General features: G+C 35.6%; 18 protein-coding genes. All 18 read right to left on the minus strand.

Features of this window, described 5'->3' with window-relative positions; all coding sequences use genetic code 11:
• Nucleotides 1-4: 4 nt before the first annotated feature.
• The 18 genes from VXM77_RS10560 to VXM77_RS10645 all read right to left on the minus strand — a co-directional run bounded on the left by VXM77_RS10560 (nt 5) and on the right by VXM77_RS10645 (nt 24,494).
• Nucleotides 5-985 carry a YvcK family protein gene (locus VXM77_RS10560; RefSeq protein WP_161832331.1) on the minus strand — a complete coding sequence of 327 codons (981 nt, stop codon included), beginning with the start codon at nt 983-985 and terminating at the stop codon, nt 5-7.
• A gap of 11 nt (nt 986-996) precedes the next feature.
• The gene (gene rapZ / locus VXM77_RS10565) at nt 997-1,866 is read right to left on the minus strand and encodes an RNase adapter RapZ (protein ID WP_161832330.1); all 870 of its coding nucleotides are present in this window, start codon (nt 1,864-1,866) and stop codon (nt 997-999) included.
• A 27-nt stretch (nt 1,867-1,893) separates the two neighbouring features.
• Nucleotides 1,894-2,370, minus strand: a complete 477-nt coding sequence (locus VXM77_RS10570; RefSeq protein WP_338506321.1) for an NUDIX domain-containing protein — start codon at nt 2,368-2,370, stop codon at nt 1,894-1,896.
• 198 nt (nt 2,371-2,568) lie between these two features.
• Nucleotides 2,569-3,899 (minus strand): IS3 family transposase gene (locus tag VXM77_RS10575; RefSeq protein WP_262951243.1). Its coding sequence is split into 2 segments (ribosomal slippage): nt 2,569-3,518 and nt 3,518-3,899, totalling 1,332 coding nucleotides; the frame shifts between segments, so codons are not numbered across the junction.
• Nucleotides 3,900-4,012: 113 nt separating this feature from the next.
• Complete coding sequence (gene trxB, locus VXM77_RS10580) at nt 4,013-4,942, minus strand: thioredoxin-disulfide reductase (RefSeq protein ID WP_161832328.1); 930 nt, start codon at nt 4,940-4,942, stop codon at nt 4,013-4,015.
• Between the two features lies 1 nt (nt 4,943).
• Complete coding sequence (gene ppaX / locus VXM77_RS10585) at nt 4,944-5,591, minus strand: pyrophosphatase PpaX (RefSeq protein WP_161832327.1); 648 nt, start codon at nt 5,589-5,591, stop codon at nt 4,944-4,946.
• A gap of 50 nt (nt 5,592-5,641) precedes the next feature.
• Nucleotides 5,642-6,493 carry a prolipoprotein diacylglyceryl transferase gene (gene lgt, locus VXM77_RS10590; RefSeq protein ID WP_161832326.1) on the minus strand — a complete coding sequence of 284 codons (852 nt, stop codon included), beginning with the start codon at nt 6,491-6,493 and terminating at the stop codon, nt 5,642-5,644.
• Nucleotides 6,494-6,548: 55 nt separating this feature from the next.
• The gene (gene hprK, locus VXM77_RS10595; protein ID WP_161832325.1) at nt 6,549-7,487 is read right to left on the minus strand and encodes an HPr(Ser) kinase/phosphatase; all 939 of its coding nucleotides are present in this window, start codon (nt 7,485-7,487) and stop codon (nt 6,549-6,551) included.
• Nucleotides 7,488-8,289: 802 nt separating this feature from the next.
• Nucleotides 8,290-9,306, minus strand: a complete 1,017-nt coding sequence (locus VXM77_RS10600) for a 3D domain-containing protein (RefSeq protein WP_237658955.1) — start codon at nt 9,304-9,306, stop codon at nt 8,290-8,292.
• A 652-nt stretch (nt 9,307-9,958) separates the two neighbouring features.
• Nucleotides 9,959-12,799, minus strand: a complete 2,841-nt coding sequence (gene uvrA, locus VXM77_RS10605) for an excinuclease ABC subunit UvrA (RefSeq protein ID WP_262953678.1) — start codon at nt 12,797-12,799, stop codon at nt 9,959-9,961.
• Nucleotides 12,800-12,823: 24 nt separating this feature from the next.
• Nucleotides 12,824-14,689 (minus strand): ATP-binding protein, encoded by a 1,866-nt coding sequence (locus tag VXM77_RS10610; protein ID WP_338506322.1) that lies wholly within the window; start codon nt 14,687-14,689, stop codon nt 12,824-12,826.
• 24 nt (nt 14,690-14,713) lie between these two features.
• Nucleotides 14,714-15,901 carry a CamS family sex pheromone protein gene (locus tag VXM77_RS10615; RefSeq protein WP_262953680.1) on the minus strand — a complete coding sequence of 396 codons (1,188 nt, stop codon included), beginning with the start codon at nt 15,899-15,901 and terminating at the stop codon, nt 14,714-14,716.
• Between the two features lie 12 nt (nt 15,902-15,913).
• Nucleotides 15,914-17,902 carry an NAD-dependent DNA ligase LigA gene (ligA, locus tag VXM77_RS10620; RefSeq protein WP_338506324.1) on the minus strand — a complete coding sequence of 663 codons (1,989 nt, stop codon included), beginning with the start codon at nt 17,900-17,902 and terminating at the stop codon, nt 15,914-15,916.
• Between the two features lie 206 nt (nt 17,903-18,108).
• Nucleotides 18,109-20,331, minus strand: a complete 2,223-nt coding sequence (gene pcrA, locus VXM77_RS10625) for a DNA helicase PcrA (protein WP_161832320.1) — start codon at nt 20,329-20,331, stop codon at nt 18,109-18,111.
• 301 nt (nt 20,332-20,632) lie between these two features.
• Complete coding sequence (locus tag VXM77_RS10630; protein WP_161832319.1) at nt 20,633-22,285, minus strand: glutamine--tRNA ligase/YqeY domain fusion protein; 1,653 nt, start codon at nt 22,283-22,285, stop codon at nt 20,633-20,635.
• Between the two features lie 100 nt (nt 22,286-22,385).
• Complete coding sequence (locus tag VXM77_RS10635; RefSeq protein WP_161832318.1) at nt 22,386-23,045, minus strand: phenylalanine--tRNA ligase beta subunit-related protein; 660 nt, start codon at nt 23,043-23,045, stop codon at nt 22,386-22,388.
• Between the two features lie 52 nt (nt 23,046-23,097).
• A complete protein-coding gene (locus tag VXM77_RS10640) occupies nt 23,098-23,463 on the minus strand; it encodes a hypothetical protein (RefSeq protein WP_161832317.1) in 366 nt (121 codons plus the stop codon).
• Between the two features lie 140 nt (nt 23,464-23,603).
• Nucleotides 23,604-24,494 (minus strand): YegS/Rv2252/BmrU family lipid kinase, encoded by an 891-nt coding sequence (locus tag VXM77_RS10645; protein ID WP_262950885.1) that lies wholly within the window; start codon nt 24,492-24,494, stop codon nt 23,604-23,606.
• Nucleotides 24,495-24,630: the final 136 nt, after the last annotated feature.

Genomic DNA, 24,630 nt, shown 5'->3' on the forward strand with positions numbered 1-24,630 from the left:
GGTATCACCCCTCCCTTTTTTCCTCGATATCTAATAGTAGCGAAAAGATAGTTGCCGCTACTTTTTTAGCGTTATGGCGTACCTCCCCTACACTGTTATATGAAACTAAACGACTTTTAATAATCTCAATATTCATTTCTTGAAGATTACATTCATCGATTATAACAATATCCGATTTTTGATCATAATAACGCTCATATGTCTCAGTATCAAGTTCCTCATCGTTCACAATAATCTTATCAACAAAGCTTGCACCTGCATGTTCATGAAGCGCACGCACATGATCAGAAGCCGTATATCCATTTGTTTCACCGGGTTGAGTCATAATATTGCAACAATAGACACATTCAGCAGATGTTTTAACCAAAGCATCAGAAATCTCACTAAATAATAAATTAGGAATAATACTTGTATATAAACTTCCTGGACCAAGTAGAACTAAATCGGCCTCCATAATAGCTTCAACAGCCTCTTCAAGTGCCCTTGCATCCTTTTTAGTATAATAAACCCGTTTAATTTTTTTATCAACAGTCGGGATAAGTGATTCGCCTTGAATGATTGTACCATCATCATACTCCGCACACAAGCATAACGGAGTGTTACATACTGGTAATACGCATCCTCGAACTTTTAATACTTCGCTCAACTTTTGAATAGCAGATGCAAAATCTCCAGTAATATTGGTCATCGCTGCGATTAATAAATTTCCGGTAGGATGTCCCGCCAAATCGGTTTGACCAGTAAATCGATATTGAAATAACTCCTGCACAAGAGGCTCTACCTCTGATAAAGCTACGAGTACATTTCTAATATCCCCCGGAGGGGGAACATCGAAATCCGTTCTCAAACTTCCCGAACTCCCCCCATCGTCGGCTACTGTTACAATAGCAGTTAAATCAATAGGATATCGTTTTAGTCCCCTTAATATCGTTGAAAGGCCCGTTCCCCCCCCAATAACCGCTACTTTTAAATCATATTCTGCCATAATGCTTCCCCCTACTTTTTATACGCACGATGAATATCCCGATGTGTGGCATTCGTCGCATAGTCATGTTCAAATGCGTGAGATAAATACTCCGCAATTGCCACTGATCGGTGTTGTCCACCCGTGCACCCAATTCCTATAATAACTTGAGATTTTCCTTCCGCTTTATATTTTGGAATTAAAAATTGCAATAAATCAGTCAATTTCGATAAAAATGTTGTGGTCTCCTCAAACCCCATGACATACTCATAAACACTTTCATCAAGCCCGGTTTGTGGACGCATCTCCTCAATATAAAATGGATTAGGTAAAAATCGAACATCGAACATAATATCTGTGTCAATCGGTGTCCCATGTTTAAATCCAAACGACATAAATGTTACGCTAAAATAATCCTTATCGATATTCCCATACTTCGTAATGATTTGTTTCTTTAATTCTTTTGCTGGTAAACCCGTCGTATCAATTTTAAAATCAGAAATATCAAAAATAGGTTTTAGTAATTTACGTTCCTTATGAATTCCATCTAATAAGTTGGTATCTCTTGATAACGGATGTGTTCGACGTGTTTCCTTATATCGCTTCACTAACGTCTCATCATTCGCATCTAAGTATAGAACATGAACATTCACATAGTGACTATCTTGTAAAAAGTATAACATCTCATCGATAGAATCAAAATCCAATGAACGTAAATCAATAACCACCGCTAAATTAACTACATGTTCACTGGTCCCCATAATTAAATCTGTTAATTTAGGTAACAGTTTCGGTGGAAAATTATCAATACAATGATAACCAACGTCTTCGAGACTATTTAAAACGACACTCTTCCCGGCACCACTCATTCCGGTTACAATTAATAAATTAATTTTCTTCATCTAAGCACACCCCTTCATTTTCATTCGTTAACTTAAAACTTCTTTATCCTCAACATCGTAACTTGATATAACCTTAATTAGTTCATAAGTCGAAGTATAAAACTGTGTCGATACGATGGGTTCATCGTGATGAATTAAATGCTTAATGATAAAACGATCACCTTCAAACATCGGTAAATGATCTAACTCACTTACATCATGCCACTTTAAAATGCCTTCGCGATTAACCTCCTGTAATGAGCCATCGGCATCGGTCCCTTTAATTGTGTATAACATCCATTCCTTTTGTCCTTTAGCCTCTTCGACTACAACCGTCGTCACGGCACCAAGGCTAACGTGCTGTAATTGAAGGCCAGACTCCTCAAAAAATTCCCTTATTCCCGTTTGAATAACATTTTCGCTAAATTCGGCTTTCCCACCTGGTAAAAACCATTTTTGACGACTTTGTTTAAATAACAACAATATTTTGTCATCTTTTAGCAATAAACTGTTTACGACACGCATTATTCCACCCTCTTCCACTATCGCTATTATATCACACATCCGAGCGAAATAGGAAAAATGATATTGACAACGTTGATTCTAACAACTCTATATTATATGTCGGTATCCTACTTTTAATCTAAAAAAAAGAATAACTATTTTCGATTACCTACAATCCCATTTTAATCTGTACCCTTTGTCAAGGACAAAGAAAAAAACCTAAGCAACTTGAAGCTGATTTCTGTATCCTACAGGAGTCAGCTTTTTTAAATTCCATTGATATCTAAAGTTGTTATGATAATCTATATATTCTTCAATTTCAATGAGTAAATCATCAAATGTCAGTTGATTGGTTATATCTGCTTCATCTTTTAGATGCCCAAAAAATGATTCTTGTGGAGCGTTATCCCAACAATTCCCCTTCCTAGACATTGATTGTTGAATTCCTAATTCCTTTAATTGATTCGAAAATTGCGGACTCGTATAATGCACGCCCTGATCGGAGTGAATAATCGTTTCCTTCGTTAATTGGACAGTCGGATTTTCTTGAAGTTGGTTCAGTGTTTGGAGAACAAAATCTATCTTTAAATGCTCACTTAATTGAAAAGCTAAAACTTCATTTGTTGCACTATCTAAGATGGTCGAGAGATAGGCAGTCTGACCCTTTCCATATTTTAAATAAGTGATATCGGTTAATAGAACTTTATAAGGTTCTAATGGCCTAAATTGACGATTAACAAGATTTGGACAGACACGATGTGCTTGTGTCGCTTTAGCGAGTTTACGATAGGGATTGCTTCGACGAACTTGACTCAATAGTCCATACTTTTTCATGATTCGATGAATAGATTTTAGGTTAAAGATAATGTTGAATTCCCCTTTAAGAACCATCGCTACTTGGCGAATTCCCTTGTTTTTTCGTCCCTTAAAACAAATGGCCTTTTGAATAACTTCTAAACGATGTTGTTCCTCCTTTAATCGCTTTAAACGAGCTTCTTCAGCACATAACGAAAAATAACGATAATAACCTGATCTTGAAACACCAAGACTATCGCATAAATGAGAAATTAAAGATTTAAATTTAGTTGATGTCTGATTCACTACTTGATGAATCATTTGAAACTTTACTTCTTTAGAGACTATTCGAGCATTTTTCTCATGAGTCTCAACTTTTTTAATAATTCGTTCTCAATCTTTAAAACTTCTAATTCAGCCTGCGTGCGTAATAATTGTTCTTCTAGCGTTAACTCTCGTTTTAGGGACCTTCCAGAATTCTTAGTACGACTATCATCCAATCCTAATGGGCCCTGGGTTTTAAAGGCTTGTTTCCAACGTTTAGCTGCAGAATTCACACGCTGCATGCCAAGCACCGTAACATTAAATCCATAGTATTCGAATATCTCTCGCGGAAACTTTCCTTTCTCGCTCATCATAATAAAGTTCTCCTTAAATTCTTTCGTATAAGTAATCCCTTTTTCAGATACTGACTTAACATATTCGTTTTGTTTGAGTTGTTCAATCTCTTGTGGTGTAAATAACTTCTTGCTCATTTAAAATCCTCCTAAAATCTAATAGTTAATATTATAACAAAAAGGCCCTAGAAGGTAGACTTTTTTTATTTGTCTACTCTCTAGGGTACATTTTACTTTTTTATTAGTATTAGTTATCTTAATTTCGTTTCAATATATTTAAATGCCGACTGCGCTGCAATGGCACCGTCATTTACAGCAGTAACAACTTGACGAAGTTCTTTACTAATAACATCTCCCGCTGCAAAAACTCCCGGAACCGGTGTCATCATTGAATGGTCCACTACAATATATCCAGCCTCATCTGTCACTTCTAACTCTTTAATCATATCAGTGATTGGGTCTAGACCAATATAGATGAAGGCACCGTCTGCTTCAATACTAGATACTTCATCTGTTTTTACGTTCTTAACCTTAACTCCGCCTAACTTTCCATCTTTATTTACAAACTCTTCTACAACGGAATCCCATACGAACTCAATTTTGTCATCTGCGAAAGCTCTTTCTTGTAAAATCTTTTGTGCACGTAGCTCATCACGGCGATGAATAACAACAACCTTTTCAACAAGTCCCGCCAAATAAATAGCTTCCTCAATTGCGGAATCACCCCCACCAATAACGGCTACTTTTTTCCCACGGAAGAAAGCACCATCACAAACCGCACACCAAGAAATACCGCGGCCAGATAACTCACTTTCTCCTGGCACATTCAATAATCGGTGTTTAGTTCCCGTTGCCACAATAACTGTCTGTGCTTTAATATGATGATCCCCACAATCAATAATCTTAATGTCATCATCACCTAAACTAATATTCTCTACATTGCCATATGCATATTCAGCCCCAGCCGCTTGAGCGTGTTCAAACATCTTCATCGATAACTCAGGACCCGAAATTTTTTCAAAACCGGTATAGTTCTCAATCTCAAATGTATTCACCATTTGCCCACCCGGTGCACCTCGCTCAATCATTACAACTGATAAACTTGCACGTGCCGCGTAAATTGCAGCAGTCATCCCTGCTGGCCCCGCGCCAATAATAGCTAAATCATAAATCTTTTCCATTCTATATCCCTTCCTTTTTAACAATATCAACTAATTCCTTTGCCTCATTAATTATATAAGTCGGATGATACGTTTTCAAATAATCCGAACCTCGCATTGCCCATCCTACCGCAACACTCCTCACACCTGCAGCATGAGCACATTCAATATCATGCGAATTATCCCCAACCATTAAACATTCATCAACCGAAAAATGATAGTAATCTAACACGCGTTGAATTGGTTCCTGATGTGGCTTAGGATTTGTTACGTCGTCAGATGACACAATTAAATCGAAAAATGAGAGCAAATTCAAATAAGATAATCCCTTAATCGCCATGTCACGTTTTTTTGAAGTCACAATGACTAATTTTAATCCCATTTCTTGAAGCATCTGCAACATCCCGACAATTCCCGGAAATGCCTCAATCATCTCATCATGATCTTGTTGATAATATTTACGATAGCAATGAACAAATTGCTCCGCATTATCTTGAAAATACTTCTCACCCGTTTGATGAAGAGTCGGACCGATACAGTCCATAATTTCCTCATCACTTAATACACGATGACTCATTAATTCCGAAAATGCCTGTCTAAAAGAATTAAAGATCAGGTGATTTGTATTAACTAACGTTCCATCCAAATCAAATAAAACAGCCTTTAACATCCCTTCTATCACACCTCCTAAATAGATTGAAATCTCATCGATTCCAAGACTTATGATTTATAAAAGCTCCTATATGAAATTAATTCCTTCTTCATCATGCGACGTCCAATCACGATAGAAAAAACAACAAGGATAATCATTAATGAAATAAACTGTGCTACCCTGATGGAATCTGTTAACATTAGACTATCTGTTCTCATTCCTTCAATAAAATAACGTCCAACCGAATACCAGATAGCGTAAAAAGCCGCAATCTCTCCAACAAGTACACGAGATAGTTTACGGAGAATAAAAATAATAATTAAAAAACCTATTATATTCCATAAAGATTCATATAAAAATGTTGGATGATAATATACCCCATTTATATACATATTATTCACAATAAAATCAGGAATAAATAAAGATTTTAAAAACTCCCGTTGAGCATCTAACGTTGATCCGGGAACTGCTCCACCGTGCGCCTCTTGGTTCATAAAATTACCGAAACGCCCAAGTGCCTGCGCAATAAGAAAGCTTGCCCCTGCGATATCAGCGACTAGCCAAAAATTAACCTTTCTCTTTTTACAAAACATATAGCCAAAAATGACTGCTCCAATTACTCCACCATGAATCGCTAATCCACCTTGCCAAATTTTAATAATATCGCCTGGATTAGCTAAATAATAATCAAGACTAAATAAAACATAGTAAAGTCTAGCACACACAATTGAGATAGGTAATCCATAAGTAACGAGATCATAAAAAAACTCTGATCCAATTCCCATTCTCTTCCCTTCACGCACTGCTAAAAAGAGGCCTAAGCCAACCCCTGACATGATAAAAACAGCATACCAATAAATCGTAAGTGGGCCAAGTTGCAAAAATACTCTATTAAGCGGTTCAATTGTTGAATGATCCAATACCCTTCCTCCATTCTATCTGATTTGAAAAGTGAGGATAACTCATCCTCACTTTTTAATGATTACTCTTTGACTGAATAAACTGATTTAATTGATTAGTAAATGCTTCTGCCGCATTATACCCCATTACCTTTAACCGATGATTCATAGCAGCAACTTCAATTAATGAAGCAATCGAACGTCCCGGACGAACTGGAATCGTGATTTTTGGAATGTCCGTATTGAATAAGCGAGTCGTCTCATCTGACAAACCAATGCGATTATATATTTTTTCATTATTCCAATCTTCTAGTTCAATCATTAAAGTTACACGTTTCTTATGACGGTAAGCACGCGCCCCAAACATCTCAACGACATTGATAATTCCGATTCCACGTACCTCGATAAACTGTTGTAACAATTCTGGAGCACGCCCTACTACTAAACCTGGTTCTTTTTCAAAAATATCAACACGATCATCTGCAATTAACTGATGTCCACGATGGATTAACTCTAACGCAGTCTCACTTTTCCCAATACTACTTTTACCTGTAATTAAAACACCGATTCCATTGACGTCCACTAATACTCCATGAACTGACTCGATAGGAGATAATGCCTCCTCTAAATAGTTAGAAATAGATGTAAATAAAACGGTCGTTTCTTTTGCACTTCTTAAAAGTGGAACCCCTGTTTCCTCAGAAAGTTCAATCATCTCTTGTGGAATATTGAAATTTTTTGAAAACACAATGACAGGCGTTTCCTCAGTGAATAAAACACGGGCTCTTTCACGTCGAACCTCGCTATCGAGCGACTCTAAGTATAACCATTCCTTAGTCCCAATAATTTGTACACGACGCTTCGCACTATCTCTAAAGTACTCAACAACACCTGTTAATTCCATTCCAGGACGTGACAACATCTGCTCTGTAATCGGACGATTCAATTTATCCTTCCCTGTCACGATCTCTAGCTCTAATTCCGCTACTAAATCTTCAACTGTTACTACGTTCATCAACTATTCACCACCAAATTATAATATAAACTAACCAGCCTCACGGATTGTTTCCAAAGCTTCCTTTAATAAATAGGGATTAAATTCTTTCAATAAGATAGAATGTACATGAATTAGACTAAAAAATTCCCCCAAACACGATTTCCCTTCAATAGTCTGTAACCGACTCCAACAATTCATTCACCATTCTAGTAAATAATCTAGAAGTTGGAATAATGACAAATTCACTCTGCAATGAAAATACTTTATATTAAAGTAAAAATAAAATCATCTTCAACAAACCTTCGTATTAATTATACCTCTACTGAATGATTGCTATTAAGAATATGCTCCCTCTACTCATAAATAAATGAATCTGACTAATTATTCTGAACACGCTATCTAGAAATTATCTTCCTCTTGAATTTAACTTAGGAATGCTTATTTTTAAATATTGACCTACTTTAACCTTTAAATCATCTTTATAAAACAAAGAAGGATCTTTCTTTAATCCAGATCAATTTAATATAGTTCGCGCCAATAATCTAATTCTATTCTATCATAAACTTTTAGTAATTGTTGTAAATTAGATTACTTTTTTACAGATGTCTCTTAATAACAAAAAAAGGTCTCCTGACTTTAACCGATCGACGTTAAAATCAGAAGACCCTTTTCATACTATTTACGCAACGACGTTTCTCGCCTTTTATATGACTTCAGCTAATGACCTAAATTATTGATTGTCGTAAGAACTTTCACTAACTGTCCATCCCTCTACAAGCATATAAAATTTTGATGACGATTACGTTTCGTAAACGAAAGATTACCAGCCCAATCTGAGGACTTTAGTTTGTTTGTATTTGCGGCCAAAATCCCATGGATTTGTATTGACCAATAAATCTAAATCATTTCCGGTAACAGCACCACCGCGATCTAAAACAATCGCTTTACCGATTCCGTCAATGTCTACGATTGTTCCACATGGATAATCTTTTCCAGCGGCAACAATCCGAACTGAACCATATGTACTATCATTATAGTAAATGGTTGAGCTAATATCTGTGTATGGTTTACACGCCACTCGTGTTCCACATCCTGCACAATGAATATCATAGGCAGTCATATTAGCAACGAAAGATGTAATTGGACCCGTTCCAATTGCAATCGTTTTGGTTTGACCTTCGTCAACCACATTCGTCTTTACTTCAGTTTGTTCGATCTGTTCTCCATTCTTATAAACCTTTTCGATGACGCGTTCGACTACTTTTGGCGAACCTTCATTCCATACTTCTTGTTCCCCTTGTGGAATGTCCTCCGTGTAAACATACTCTGTATCTAAATTAATTTCTTCAAATACGGATTCATATGCTTTTTCTACACGTGTAATTTCAATTTCCATATCTCCCTCAACCAAAGAAGATTTATCGACTGAAATTTCATCTGTTGAACTAAGTTCAATACTACGTTGTTTTAATACATCATCTACTGTTGATTCTGTTGTCATGACTAAAGTTTTGATTCCACCATCATTAATAACGACTGACTGGGCACGATTAATCTCAATGTCCATTCCATCGTAAATTTCTTCATCAAAACTTACATTCATATCATCAAAATTTCCAACTCTTATTCCTTGCTCTTTTAACAAGGCATCCACCGTCTGTTGATATGTGGTGAATGTATTCAGCTCTCCGTTATCATTGATGTTTACTTCCTTCAAGTTGGATTGCATGACAGCGTAGATTCCAACTACAATTACGCATAATGACATAATAAATGCAATTAGATCTCGTTTCATCTCATGCGCCTGTTGCCTAAAACAAATCCTAACGACTTTCATCGATAGCCCATTTTAGCAACAGTTCACCTCCTTCTTTACGTCCGATAAACAAGCAAGTAATCTTTCTAGAGTGAGCTTACGACGTGCCTATCATAGCACGCGTACAAAAAAAAGGTCAACCTTCTAAACCGATTAACCCTTTGTTTAATACACTTTTTACACAAAAAGAACATAATTAGACCCGAAAAAGACACAAAATGTTCGGTTTTCGATATTTTTCCTTATTTTACTAAGACTTTTTGTCTAAAGAAGAAAAAATTTAAATATTAATCTGTTTACTCTATTATTGGTCCTTTTTTAATACACTATACAGAATACATTAATTTTTAAAAATATTTTTTATTAATACACCTAATCCCTCATTTAAAAACCATTCACATTTATCCCTCTTATGCTGCTAATATCATCGACTAAAAAAAGAGAGAGGACATTTTTACGTCTTCTCTCCTTTGTATCCTCAAAAACATAACTTTCTTCTACAATTCAAATCGAACTGCCTAGTGTGGTTACTTCAAGTAAGTAGGATTGCCTATCTAGCATAAAAAATTAGATGGGAACAACAATCCATATCTATATATAAATTTAAAAATTTATCTTATCCAATGTTACTAAAACACCAAATACACCGTAAGACTAATCCTAGTCTCGTTAATTAACTAAGATTTTTTTGTCTTTCCCGATCACGTACTAAAATTTTATTTAAGTATTTACCCGTATATGATTCTGGTACCTTAGCCACCTCTTCCGGGGTTCCTTTAGCCACAATAGTTCCGCCCCTTGTTCCGCCTTCTGGACCTAAATCAATAATATAATCAGCCATTTTGATAACATCTAAATTGTGCTCAATCACAACAATCGTTGCACCTTCGTCAATCATGCGATTTAAAACTTTTAACAGTCTTTTCACATCCTCGATATGTAACCCCGTGGTCGGTTCATCCAAAATATAAACCGTTTTATCCGTAATACGACGATGTAATTCGGATGCTAATTTCACACGTTGTGCTTCTCCCCCAGATAGGGTCGATGCAGGCTGTCCTAATTTTAAATAACCTAATCCTACATCAGAAAGTGTTTTTAATTTTCGTGCTATTTTCGGATGATGTTCAAAAAATATATAAGCATCCTCGACTGTCATATCTAATACATCTGATATATTTTTTCCTCTATAGGTAACCACAAGTGTCTCACGATTGTAACGTTTTCCATGGCAAACTTCACAAGGCACATAAACATCTGGTAGAAAATGCATTTCAATTTTTAATACGCCATCGCCATGACAAGATTCGCATCTTCCGCCTTTCACATTAAACGAAAAACGGCCTTTTTGATATCCTCGAACCTTTGCCTCATTAGTTGACGCAAAAAGATCTCTAATATCATCAAAAACTCCCGTATAAGTGGCAGGATTTGAACGTGGCGTTCGACCAATCGGTGATTGATCAATATCAATGATTTTATCAATATACTCCATGCCCTTTAACTCCTTATGTTCACCCGGCTTATCCTTAATCCGATAAAGCTTAGAGGCAATGGAACGATATAATATATCATTAATAAGCGTTGATTTTCCTGACCCTGATACGCCCGTCACCACATTTAAAATTCCCATCGGAATTTTTAGGTTAATATTTTTAAGATTGTTTTCCTTTGCACCCTTTATCTCTATAAATTGTCCATTTCCTTTTCGACGTTCCTTTGGTAAATAGATTTGCTTTTTACCGCTCAAATACTGACCTGTAATTGAATGATCATTTTGCATAACTTCTTCTGGTGTTCCCTGAGCTACGATTTCCCCACCGTGTATTCCTGCACCGGGACCGATATCGATTAAATAGTCACACGCCATCATCGTATCTTCATCATGCTCAACAACAATTAACGTATTTCCTAAATCCCGCATGGACTTTAGGGTATCAATTAATCGATCATTATCCCGCTGGTGAAGACCAATAGAAGGTTCATCTAACACATACAAAACTCCTGATAGGCGTGACCCAATTTGAGTAGCTAATCGAATCCTTTGAGCTTCTCCTCCTGACAGGGAACCCGCGGAACGATTTAAAGTTAAATAATCTAAACCAACATTAACTAAGAAGAGCAAACGCTCCTTAATCTCTTTTAAAATTAAATGGGCAATCTTTAAATCCTTTTCACTTAACCTTAACTCCTGAATAAAATCTAAAGCTTCCTGAATCGATAATTCCGTAAAGTCATCAATATTTTTTCCATCAATTAATACGGATAATGCTTGTTCAGAGAGTCGTTTTCCATGACATCTATTACATTTTAATTCAGACATAAACCCTTCAATCCATTCCCGCATAAATGAAGAGCTCGTTTCCATATATCTTCGTTCTAAATTGTTAATAACCCCTTCGTAAGTATCCACCTTCTCATGTTTAACTCCACTCTCTGATTGAAGTTGAAAATGAATAGGCTCTGATGTTCCATAAAAAATAATGTTCTTTTCCTCGTCACTCAATTCTTCAAATGGTTTATCTAAATCAATCCCATAATGTTGACATACGGTATCTAATAACTTACGCCCATGAGTTTCTTCTTTTTCCCATCCACGAATAGCCCCTTGACTAATAGATAATCGCTGATCTGGGACTAATAGGTCAATATCAATTTTCTTTTGTACCCCTAGGCCACTACACTCAGGACAAGCACCAAAAGGAGAATTAAATGAGAACATGCGCGGCTCAAGTTCATCGACGGAGAAATCACAATAAGGACACGAAAAGTGCTCACTAAAGATTAATTCTTCACGGCCTACAACATCAATTAATACTTTACCTGCTCCAAGTTTCAAAGCAGTTTCTAATGAATCCGCAACCCTTGAACGAGTATCTGGCTTTAATGAAATGCGGTCAACGATAACCTCAATCGTATGCTTTTTATTTTTATTTAACTTAATTTCATCATCTAAATCCAGCATCTCTCCGTCAACACGTACACGTACATATCCATCTTTTTTTAATCCTTCAAGCGTTTTGACGTGACTACCCTTTTTACCGACAATAACGGGAGCTAAAATTTGCATTCTTGTCCGTTCCTCGTACTGATATAGGCGATCAACCATTTGCTCAATCGATTGCGCCTGTATCTCAATTCCATGAACAGGACAAGTGGGTTTACCAATCCTTGCAAACAATAAGCGAAGATAATCATAGATTTCCGTTACAGTTCCGACGGTTGATCTTGGATTACGATTCGTCGTCTTTTGATCAATCGAAATAGCCGGAGACAACCCTTCAATTGAATCAACATCCGGTTTTTCCATATTACCTAAAAACTGTCTTGCATAGGCTGATAAACTCTCTACATAACGCCTTTGTCCCTCAGCATAAATTGTTTCAAATGCAAGAGAGGACTTTCCAGACCCCGATAAACCAGTCAATACAACTAACTGATTACGTGGGATTTCAACATCAATATTTTTTAAATTCTGTTCACGTGCACCTTTTACAATAATTTTGTCATTCATGATTAGTCACCTCGTGCATTTACGTTAAATGTCTTGCTCTTCCACTAAAGATTTCGAAAGTGGTAAAAATAGAGTAAACGTTGATCCAATATCAACCGTACTTTCAACGGTTAACCGTCCCCCCATTGCCTCAGCTAATCTTTTTGAAATACTTAATCCTAAGCCTGTTCCACCGAAACGTCTTGATATCGTATTATTCTCTTGAGTAAATGCCTCAAAAATCGATTCTAATTTATCTGGGGCTATTCCTTTTCCAGTATCCGTAACCTTAATACTTAAATAGGCATCTGATTCATTTTGATAATCCAAGGTAAGGTCAATCCTGATTTCTCCCTGCTCAGTGAACTTAATCGCATTTGAAACTAAATTGATAATAATCTGTTTAATTCGTCCCTCATCACCGTACAATTCAGTTGGAATCGTCGAATCCGTATTCACAATAAACTTAATTCCCTTATTGGCTGTTTCTACAAAAAATAGCTCTTTAATAGTGTCTACCATGTGGAAAACATTAATTTGCGTAACCGTAAGTTTCACCTTTCCATCCTCGATCATTGAAAAGTCTAATAATTCATTAACATGCTTTAATAAAATATCACTCGAATGTTCAATAATTTCTAATTGTTTTCTTTGCTTAGGTTGCTCAATACTTAACTTCAATAACTGTACATAACCTTTAATCGCATTTAATGGCGTTTTTAATTCATGAGACACTTTAGCTAAAAACAACGTCTTCGCCTGGCTAGCGAGCAAGGACCGTTGCCAAGCAAGCTCTAATTCCTGACTTTGATTATCCTTAACCTTTAATAAGCGTTCATTTTCTAAATAAGCATTACGGACCATTAAGAATGATGTCTTCCATGCTGGATTAATTCTAGGTGGCATAGAATAATCCCCATTTCCACAACGTTCAACGTATTCAATTAATAAATAACATAGCTTAATAATTACGATAAATAATGTATACGCTGCAAAGAAAAATAGTAAAGTTAACAAAATTGTACTAAATTCAAATAGACTAATTGTTTCCCTCAATATAGCTTTCCTTAAATCTTTATTGGCAACGTAATAAATCATTTTAATATTATTTTTGGATGAAATATACCGATTCGTATAATACCCATTATCCTTTAATAACTGAGATGCTTCCTCAAAATTTGATTCCTTAATTCGGGAACTTAACTTTGTAGGTAATTCTTCGTCGATATATTGATTATTACCAATATAATAAATCATTTCAACAATCTGATCACTATTAATCCCATACGTACCCGGACCAATCGATACAACTGATAATTTTATATACCCAAATAATATTCCTTGACTTTCGATAAGCTTGTAGATTGTCCAATTCCGTTTATCCGCAAATTTATCATTGACCAGATAAAGGGCATCACCTACCTTAATTGTTTCAGTCCCTTCTGGATAGTTATTAGACATAACATCCGAATATCCCTGATCGAATATCGGTACGATTTGAAAATCTAATACTCGATGATCGTCCACGTAAAGTTCCCGATTTTTTTGTAAGATATCATTCATACTATTAATCGCACTTAGGTACGCAGATTCAAATAAATCGTCAGACTCTACAAAACCCCCATCCTTCATTAGTTGATGACGTGCTTCATCATTTAAGGATTCCAACACCCTTAAATTATCTTCGGTTAATGTTAAAAGTTTATACTCCTCTGTTTTAAGCAACCGTTCATATGAAACGATATTACGATCTATTTGAGTTCCTATTTTATTAACGTCTCTATCAATCTCTAACAATTTTTGAGAATAAATTTTTTCATAATTCCAATAGAAAGTTAGCGTAAAAGAGACGACAACGATTCCGAATAGAACCCAAAACGTCATTGTTATACGCCAAAATAATTTTTTCATTTTAACCTCTTCCTAAATAATCCTTTATTTCCAACCTGTAAGTTTTAATGTTACCTCGCGTTCATTAGCTGATTTTTTTAATATTCCATAAATTTCATCACTAGAACGAATGACCACATCAATGTCATAGTCCGATGAAAAAGAATCGGGAATTAACTGAGCCACTAACTGGTGAAAAGACAATTTTTCGGCTAAACCATAAAAATCTATATTAATAATAATCTCCAAATTATCTACTTTATTATTTAAAACATGAGCAAGACCTATGACTCCATAATAATGTGGATAATATTCTTTAATCGTATCTTTAAAGGAACTAAACTGATTAGATAAGTTAGCATCTACCGCCAATATCGCGCTATCTGGTAACAAATAATACTTCTCATTCACTGATTCCCAATTTTTTATCGTTGAACTATTTTTACCAACTAAAGTCTTCGCCACCATATGTCCTGGCGTTACCGCACTTTCCTCTTGAACGATAAATAAGCCAATCATAATTGGAACATCCTTGAAAGCTTCTTCCTGTCTGAGAATATCTATTAATCTAGTAGCAATCTCTTTTCCTTTTTCAATTAAGGCTTCTTCATCCAATACAATCGTCTGATCGTAACCTAATTCATTTTTCCAATTTTGATAAGGATTTAAAGCTAACCCTATGGTTACCCCTTCGAGAACCGTATTCTCATCTTTTGTCACCACGTAATCCTGTTCAAGTAAATATGCTAGGTAAACAGGATTGACATCCATTCCATCAATATTAATTCCCTCATCTTTCGTAGGATTTAACCCGATATCCTTATAATTAGCGTCTACTTCTAATTCTTGAGCTAATTCCGCCTCGGTTAAACGTTTAGATAAGAGTCGTTGAACCATCGCTTTTGTCAGGTTTTGCCCTTCTTGGAAATAGACTTGATCTGGAGAAAAATATGATTGTGATTCTCGCATTAAGGCAAGTTCAAATGCGTCAATATCATAACGGTTATTCATTTTAGAATATCGTGAATAAACTAATCCCCTCGTTGGACTTGTCTTATAGGGAAGCATCGTCCGATAATATTCCGCCGTTGCCTCGTTAGACAAGAGTTGGCGTTTCATGGAATCATCTTCTGAACCCCCTTCTTCTACCTTAGGTGTTGGGGGCGCAGAACACCCCACCAAAACAACTAAACAACAGATAACAGCTAACAAAAATCCGCGTTTTAATTTCATTGTATACCCCTCCTATTCACCAATCATTTTTAACATCGTTTCTTCATCAATCACCGTGATTCCAAGCTCCTGTGCCTTTTTAAGCTTTGAACCACTTTTCTCACCTGCAACTAAGAAATCTGTTTTAGCACTTACACTTCCTGAAACTCTTGCCCCTAATTCCTCCAACTTCATACTCGCTTCCTTACGCGATAAGGTTGTCAATGTTCCAGTCAACACCACGCTTTTTCCGTAGAAGGCACTTTCCTGCGTATTAGCCACTAATTTATTTCCTGTATAAAGCGTATTTAATCCTAATGTCTTTAATTCTTCGATCAACATTTTATTTGATTCATCCGCAAAGTAATGAATAACGCTCTTTGAAATAACTTCACCAATCTCAGGTATTCCTTTAAAATCTTCGAAAGTGGCCCCTATTAATTTATCTATCTCTTCAAAGTGAGTTGCCAAAACTTTAGCCGTTTTACTCCCCACATGACGAATTCCTAATCCGAACAATAACCGTTCTAAACTATTCTGTTTACTATTTTCAATAGCCGCTAATAAATTCGAGACCTTTTTCTCGCCCATACGTTCAAGCGGTAATAACTGATTTCGCTCTAGTTTATAAATGTCGGCCACATTTTTTATTAACTGTTGCTCATATAATTGCTGTACTACCTTAATCCCTAATCCATCAATATTCATCGCATTACGTGATACAAAGTGGCATAAACTTTCCACAATACGTGCCGGGCAGTCAATGTTTAAACAATAGTAATCCGCCTCATTTTCCTCGCGAACTAGAACACTTCCACAGCGTGGACATTCATGAATCATCTCAAAAGGTACCTCATCACCGTTTCTTTCTTCGATTAAAGGCTTCACTACTTCAGGAATTATTTCCCCTGCCTTCCGAATAATTACACGATCATTAACGCGAATGTCACGTTCCTTTACATAATCCTCATTATGTAACGTCGCACGACTTACCCGTGTTCCCGCTACACGAACAGGCTCTAACACGGCATTAGGCGTCACCATCCCCGTTCGACCAACTGTAAAAATAATATCTTTTAAGACAGTCTCAACCTCCTCGGCAGGAAACTTATATGCAATGGCCCATCTAGGACTTTTAACCGTATTACCTAAAATCTCCTGATCATCCAATTGATTCACTTTAATCACAATTCCATCAATCTCATAAGGTAATTCCGTTCTCATCGTAGACCACTTTTCAATATACGCTAATACTTCATCAATAGACTGGCATACTTCATAATTTGGATTAACATTAAATCCCATTTCCTTAATTTTATCTAAACTTTCAGCATGCGTTTTACATCCTAATTGTTTAGCACTAGGCACAGCATAACAAAACATACTTAATTCACGTTTAGACGTCACTTTAGAATCTAATTGTCGTAGTGACCCTGCAGCCGCATTACGGGGATTGGCGAATAACTCTTCTCCATTCTGCGCACGGCGCTTATTTAACTTTTCTAGCGTCTCTTTTGACATATACGCTTCTCCACGAACCTCCAATAAATCACTATAAGGTATCGTTAACGGAATCGCCCGAATCGTTTTTAAGTTTTCACTAATATCCTCTCCAGTTGTCCCGTCCCCACGTGTCGCACCGCGAACAAACTGGCCATTCTCATAATGAAGTGTCACTGCTAACCCATCAATCTTTAATTCACAAACATAATTAATATTAGGCGTCACTTTCCTTATCCGTGAATCAAATTCTCTTAAATCACCTTCATTAAAAGCATTTCCTAACGACAACATTGGATTCGTATGTAACACTTTATCAAAACCTTCTAAAACGGCGCCTCCAACACGCACTGTCGGGGATGTTGGAGTCTTAAGTTCAGGGTTTTTTTGTTCTATTTCAATTAATTCCTGTAAAAGCCGGTCATACTCGCGATCGCTAACACTTGGATTATCGAAGACATAATACTCTGTGTTATATTGATTTAATAGCTTTGTTAACTCTTCCACACGCTGCTTCAACATCATTAAATCCTCCAATCAAAAATAATATTCTTTAATTTCTATCTATCCTAGTGGCGTTCAATTATCCTATTTCCCCCTATTAAGTAAAAACGTGATTTCAATAAAAACTTACTCAGTCTATACCCTATTAAAAATAATGATTTATACCTATATAAGGTTATCCTCCCTACAGATACACCCGGATACATTTAGGTTGATTATATGCCTTATCCTCGTTTTTTCAAAGCGGGATGTGATCCCATTAATTTTTTTATCCCATGTGGGGAACTAAATGCAATCGAAACAATTTCACCTTTAACTCCGACAACGACTCCTTCTCCAAAACTATCATGTAAAACCTTATCCCCGCTTTTCCAAGATGAATCTGTTGTGAGGGTTATCGTTTGGATAGTCTTTTTCGGACTTCTATTATCTAGTGCTTCCTGTAACGTAAATGATGGGCGTTTTGAACGAGTTTCGATTCCTGTTTTATTTAAATACTTATCAGATATTTCATGAATAAACATCGATTCTCGATTTGCGGAACGTCGACCATACTGATAGCGACTTTGTGCATTTGTAATAAATAAAATGTCTTCCGCACGAGTAATAGCTACGTATGCTAACCGTCGCTCTTCTTCAAGTTCGTCTCCTCCTTGTTCTAAAGCCGAATGTAATGGGAAAATTCCATCTTCAAATCCGCAAATAAACACAACTGGAAACTCTAATCCCTTAGCCGCGTGAATCGTCATTAAGGTAACTTTGGATTCATTTGCCTCCTCTTCCGTTTCGGTATCGGTTTGAAGCATTAAATCATTAAGTAATATGACAAGTTTAGTCATAGTTGAGAGTTCATCAGCGCGTTCCTCACTCTCTTCCTCAGCCAAAATTTCATTTAAATCTACCTCTTCAAACTGGGTCGCCATCGATTGAAACTCACCTAAGTTATCAATACGGCTATCCGCCTCAATCGTGTTTTCATTTTCAAGCATCTCTAAATATCCAGTTTGTCTTAAAACTAAATCAATGAATTCCGCGATAGAGTAAGCTTCGATTTGAGAACGTAGCATATAAATCATCTGTTTAAAATCAATAAATTTATTTAAAGTTGCTCGGGCAATGCCGTTGTCAACCTCATCAATTGAAGCCATTAATGATAATTCGGCCTCATTCGCAAACTGAGTTAATTTTTCAATTGAAGCTGCACCAATTCCACGCTTAGGCTCATTGACGATACGTTTAAATGATAAATCATCATCAGGATTACAAATTAAACGTAAATAAGCCATTAAATCTTTAATCTCTTTTCGTTTAAAATAACTCTGTCCTCCTATTAAACGATACGGAATATTTTGTCTTAAAAATGCCTGTTCAATCGCTCGTGATTGTGAATTTGTGCGATATAAAATAGCGAAATCATGATAATCATAACTATCTCGGCGCATATATGAAATTTTATCCGCGATATAGGTTGCCTCAACATCCCCATCTAGCGCTCGATAATATTCAATTTGATTCCCTTCACCACGATCGGACCATAATCTTTTGTCCAGGCGGCCACTATTATTTTGAATCACATCATTTGCTGCATTAAGAATCATCTGCTTTGAACGATAATTTTGCTCTAATAATACAACCTTTGCATCAGGATAATCGTGTTCAAATGATAAAATATTTTCAATATTTGCTCCGCGCCAACTGTAGATAGATTGATCCGAATCGCCAACGACGCAGATGTTTCTGAACTTTTGAGCCAATAATGAAACAATTTGATATTGTGCATTATTCGTATCTTGGTACTCATCAATGTGAATATACTGAAACTTATTTTGATAAAATGTTAACACTTCCGGATGCTTTTCAAATAAGTGGACCGTAAGCACTAATAAATCATCAAAATCAACACGATTATTTTTAAATAAAATCTGTTGATATCTTTCATATACACGAATTACGTCTTCATTTTCAAATTCTTTGCTCAAATCACGTGGAGATTTAAGTTCGTTTTTAGCGTTACTAATTTGAGATAAAAAATATTTTGGAGATTGTCTCTTAGGATCAAGATTTAAATCTTCCATTACAGTCTTTATCACACTTAATTGATCCGCATCATCTAAAATTCCAAAATTCAAATCGTACCCAATTAAATCAATATCTCTCCTCAGAATACGAACACACATCGAATGGAAAGTAGAAATCCATACATCTTTTCCGCGTTCCCCAATTAGTTTTTCTACGCGTTCCTTCATCTCTCTTGCTGCCTTATTCGTAAAAGTTATCGCCAAAATATTGTAAGGAGAAACCTGCTTTTCCGACATTAAATAAGCGATTCGATGGGTTAAAACACGGGTTTTCCCAGATCCCGCCCCGGCCATCACTAAAAGCGGTCCCTCAGTTGTTAAAATTGCCTCTTTCTGTTGAGGGTTCATATTATGTAGTAATTGATTCATTATTTCACCTCTATATAAAAGTCATCTGCACTATCAAAGTTTCAACATTATTAAACATAATCTGTTTTATTATAACAATTTTAGTATTCAAATTAAATAAACAGTCATTCCCTAATTAATGTTTTATCAAAATATTAATAAAAATTCTAACTCTACCTATTAGTCTAGGAAAAATAAAGTAAGCTTATGCAATGTCAGAATGAAACTTTTTCTTTCCTAACCATTTCTTATCCATAAAAAAGCTCGCAGATTAAATAAATAGATTTAATCTACGAGCTTTTCATTAAAATTAATAAATAAATTAAATACGGAAGCTTGATTTTAATGAAACGATACGATTAAACGATAACTTACCGTCTTGAGTACGTTTTGGATCAACATTAAAATAACCATGGCGGAAAAATTGGAATTTATCTTGCGCTTTTACATCCTTCATGTTTTCTTCTACAAAACCATGAACAACCTCTTCTGAGTTTCTATTGATACGTTCTAAGAATGGTAATCCTTCTGTTTCTTCATTTTCAATAAGTAACGGTTCATATAAATGGAAGTCAGCTGGAATATTATGATTCGCATCCACCCAATGGATTGTTCCTTTTACTTTACGACCCGTAAATCCTGATCCCGATTTTGTATCCTTATCATAAGTTGCGTGAATCTCAATCACATTTCCGTCCTCATCCTTAATCACATCTGTACACTTAATAAAATAAGCATGTTTTAAACGGACTTCGTTTCCAGGGAATAAACGGAAATATTTTGGAATTGGATTTTCCATGAAATCTTCTTGTTCAATATAGATTTCACGTGAAAAAGGTATTTTGCGTGTTCCCATTTCTGGAACCTCTGGATTAATTTCTGCATCAAGGTATTCAACTTCACCCTCTGGATAATTAGTAATAACTACCTTTAATGGGCGTAAAACTGCCATTGTACGTGGTGCTTTTAACTTTAAATCCTCTCGCACAAAGTGTTCTAACATTTGAGGATCCACTGTACTTACTGCCTTAGAAAGACCTACCTCTTGAATAAAATTAGTAATTGATTCTGGTGTATAACCTCTTCTACGTAATCCTGCTACTGTTGGCATACGCGGATCATCCCAACCAGATACCACGCCTTCATCCACTAACTGTTTAAGATATCGCTTAGACATAATAGTATTTTTCATATTAAGACGTGCAAACTCAATTTGTCGTGGTTTTGCTTCAGTCTCACAATTTTCAATCACCCAATCATATAATGGACGATGATCCTCATACTCTAATGAACAAAGGGAATGAGTAATTCCTTCAAAGGCATCTTCAAGTGGATGAGCATAATCATACATTGGATAGATACACCATTTATCCCCTGTATTGTGATGTGAGGTATGTAAAATACGATAAATAGCTGGGTCACGAAGATTCATATTCGGAGAACTCATATCAATTTTAGCACGTAAAACCTTCTCACCATCTTTATAAAGTCCGTTACGCATATTCTCAAATAACTCTAAATTTTCCTCAACTGTACGATTTCGATAAGGAGATTCTACTCCCGGTTGTGTTAAGGTTCCACGATTTTCACGCATTTGTTCAGGCGTTTGGTCATCGACATATGCCTTCCCTTTTTTGATTAACTCAACAGCATGCTCATACATCTTTTCAAATGTATCGGAAGCAAATAATAATTGATTATATTCTACACCTAACCATTTAATATCATTTATAATCCCTTGAACGAACTCATCATCTTCCTTTACGGGATTTGTATCATCAAAACGTAAATTCATTTTTCCATTAAACTCTTTAGCTAATAAGTAGTTAGTTAAAATGGCTTTTGCATGTCCAATATGGAGATAACCATTTGGTTCTGGTGGAAAACGTGTAATAATTTCTTTATGTTTACCACTTTCTAAGTCTTCCTTCATAATCGTCTTAATGAAATTGGAATTTTCATTAATCATTTCCATAAAAAAACACCTCGCTTACATATCAAAAATGTAAAATTAAACATTTTTTGTATAAAAATCTATTTTAAAATTATATCATAAGTCTGTCCTACATAGTACCTTATTCCACTATTTCAACTGAAAAATTTGATGAGACACTAAATCTAGAAAACAGCTCTTTAGCTAACTCCACATCAGTCACCAATCCTTCTGTACCGTTAAAGGAAGTAATAAACAATAATATCTTATGGGTATTTTCCGTAATGCGGGTTCTAGGTGTATCCGACGTCGGTGTACCAAAGGGTCCCTTTTTATCACAATATACGGGTATATTCTTTATATTTATATTTCCTCGACCAATTCCCTCATACGGTTCATCTTCCCCAATTCGAATTAAAATATCTCCCATTATTTTATCCTCATCTAGTACTGCTACACTTCTTTGAGTACGTACAGATAATATATTTCCAATATCGACAGCATTATTGATATGATATAAACCATTTCCCTTTATGAGTCGGCGTAACAAGGCCTCTGTTGCCAGTCGATAACGAGAAGGATCCTTTCCCAAGCTTCTATAACCGACTCGTGCAGCCTCAATCCGTGGTTGTTTTAATAGGTTTTCTAACGTTAGCATTTGTTGCACTTCACGCTCTAAATTAGTCATCTCTTCTTTTAAAGCATCCGAGGTTAACTCAATTTTGATATCAAAAGATAACACTGCTAAACAATACCCCGGTACTTTTTCTTTTAAATTCTTACTTACAGTTACTTTTCTCATGAAAACCTCCGTCACGTTATCCAATTCAATCATCCCTCATAAAATAATAGTCCTACTCTTTTTTTAGGGAATCATTCTCACGCTCCTGCTCTTCCTTTTGCAGTAGGGCGTATGCTATTGCCAGTTCTTTCATTTTATTTTCTCTTTCTTTATCAATACAATATTGATGAACATAAATAATCATACCAAATGATATAATAATTAGCACGCTCAAATTCACCACGTCTACCATTAAATAGTTGACTTTATCAAAATAGTACTGGTTAGATGATAATACATAATAAACAATGAGACATAGCCCATACCACTTTAACCATGAAAATAAGTGATTCAAAGAAATTTGTGCAATTCTTAATTGATTAAGGAAAAATAAAAGTAAAATAGGTACTGATAGTACTAAAAATAAAGTAACAATCATTTCATCACCTCAAGACTCTGATTACTAATAGAATGGTCTTTTCAATGGGCTTTTATTCCATTCAGATTTTCCCGTATAAATAAAAATCTTTAAATCATTAGACGGCCCCCACCATCTAGTAATTTAAAGATTTTATAATATTATAATTTAGGACAACAAATTTGAACGCGGTGTTGTAAGCTTCTAATGTGTACACTTTTTAGTACCCCACCGTCTTCACCGTCTAACGTCCATTTTACATCTTGTTCACTCTCTACAGTTATCCGATCTGTCTTTAGGGTAACTACATACTCCGGATCATACGTCGTATTTAAAAAATCAGTTAAAATTCGGTGTATATCCAATAAATTTTTAGGGGCACGAATTAAAGTGACCTCGAATAAGCCATCACTTAAATCAGCATGATTTCCAAACGCATTTTTAATTCCCGCAACAGAATCCGAATTTGAAATCATTCCAAAAATATAATCGCCTTCAATCACACCACCGCTGTATGTGATTCGACATTTATAAGATTGAATAGCTGGTAACTTTAATAACCCCTCTATTAAGTATGCTAATCCCCCTAACATATTTTTACGAGGTTGTGGAGTTTCATAAGCAACATCGGTAAACGCTCCAAATGCTGCGACGTATGTAAAGTATCTTTCATCAAACTGCCCGATATCAATAGGGGCAATTTTACCCTCTGTACATAATTTAACAGCTCGCGGGATATTTTTAGGTATCCCCAATGTTGTAGCAAAATCATTCGTTGTCCCTGTTGGAATGTAGGCAATTGGTGTATTGGCATTTGCTTTAATTAAACCTGTAATAACCTCATTTAAAGTACCATCCCCTCCACTGGCAACAATTAAATCATAGGATTTTGCCTCTTTCATTTTATTGGTTGCATCATTTTTGGACTTAGTCGGATATACAACTACCTCATATCCTGCCAAACTTAACTCCTTAATGATCAATAATAAGTAGTCTTTTATCATCCCACGTCCAGAAGTAGGATTAATAATAAGTAATAACCTTTTAAGCACAGAGGCACATCCTTTCAAACATCAAACAGTAATTTTATACTATATTATATCACCAATTAAATAAAAAATGTAAATTTATATCCTACGATTTTATAATTAAACCTACAAAAAAAGAGTCTAGTTTTATTTTTAACCA

The sequence above is a fragment of the Turicibacter sp. KK003 genome, assembly GCF_037014675.1.
Classification (GTDB): Bacteria; Bacillota_I; Bacilli_A; order MOL361; family Turicibacteraceae; genus Turicibacter; species Turicibacter faecis.

Coding starts and splice junctions, on each gene's coding strand:
- rapZ (WP_161832330.1), bottom strand. CDS start 1,866: ATGAAGAAAATTAATTTATTAATTGTAACCGGAATGAGTGGTGCCGGG.
- hprK (WP_161832325.1), bottom strand. CDS start 7,487: ATGAACGTAGTAACAGTTGAAGATTTAGTAGCGGAATTAGAGCTAGAG.
- VXM77_RS10615 (WP_262953680.1), bottom strand. CDS start 15,901: ATGAAATTAAAACGCGGATTTTTGTTAGCTGTTATCTGTTGTTTAGTT.
- ppaX (WP_161832327.1), bottom strand. CDS start 5,591: ATGTTAAAGGCTGTTTTATTTGATTTGGATGGAACGTTAGTTAATACA.
- VXM77_RS10600 (WP_237658955.1), bottom strand. CDS start 9,306: ATGAAAGTCGTTAGGATTTGTTTTAGGCAACAGGCGCATGAGATGAAA.
- ligA (WP_338506324.1), bottom strand. CDS start 17,902: ATGTTGAAGCAGCGTGTGGAAGAGTTAACAAAGCTATTAAATCAATAT.
- VXM77_RS10640 (WP_161832317.1), bottom strand. CDS start 23,463: ATGATTGTTACTTTATTTTTAGTACTATCAGTACCTATTTTACTTTTA.
- pcrA (WP_161832320.1), bottom strand. CDS start 20,331: ATGAATCAATTACTACATAATATGAACCCTCAACAGAAAGAGGCAATT.
- VXM77_RS10610 (WP_338506322.1), bottom strand. CDS start 14,689: ATGAAAAAATTATTTTGGCGTATAACAATGACGTTTTGGGTTCTATTC.
- VXM77_RS10630 (WP_161832319.1), bottom strand. CDS start 22,285: ATGGAAATGATTAATGAAAATTCCAATTTCATTAAGACGATTATGAAG.
- VXM77_RS10560 (WP_161832331.1), bottom strand. CDS start 985: ATGGCAGAATATGATTTAAAAGTAGCGGTTATTGGGGGGGGAACGGGC.
- trxB (WP_161832328.1), bottom strand. CDS start 4,942: ATGGAAAAGATTTATGATTTAGCTATTATTGGCGCGGGGCCAGCAGGG.
- VXM77_RS10570 (WP_338506321.1), bottom strand. CDS start 2,370: ATGCGTGTCGTAAACAGTTTATTGCTAAAAGATGACAAAATATTGTTG.
- VXM77_RS10635 (WP_161832318.1), bottom strand. CDS start 23,045: ATGAGAAAAGTAACTGTAAGTAAGAATTTAAAAGAAAAAGTACCGGGG.
- uvrA (WP_262953678.1), bottom strand. CDS start 12,799: ATGAATGACAAAATTATTGTAAAAGGTGCACGTGAACAGAATTTAAAA.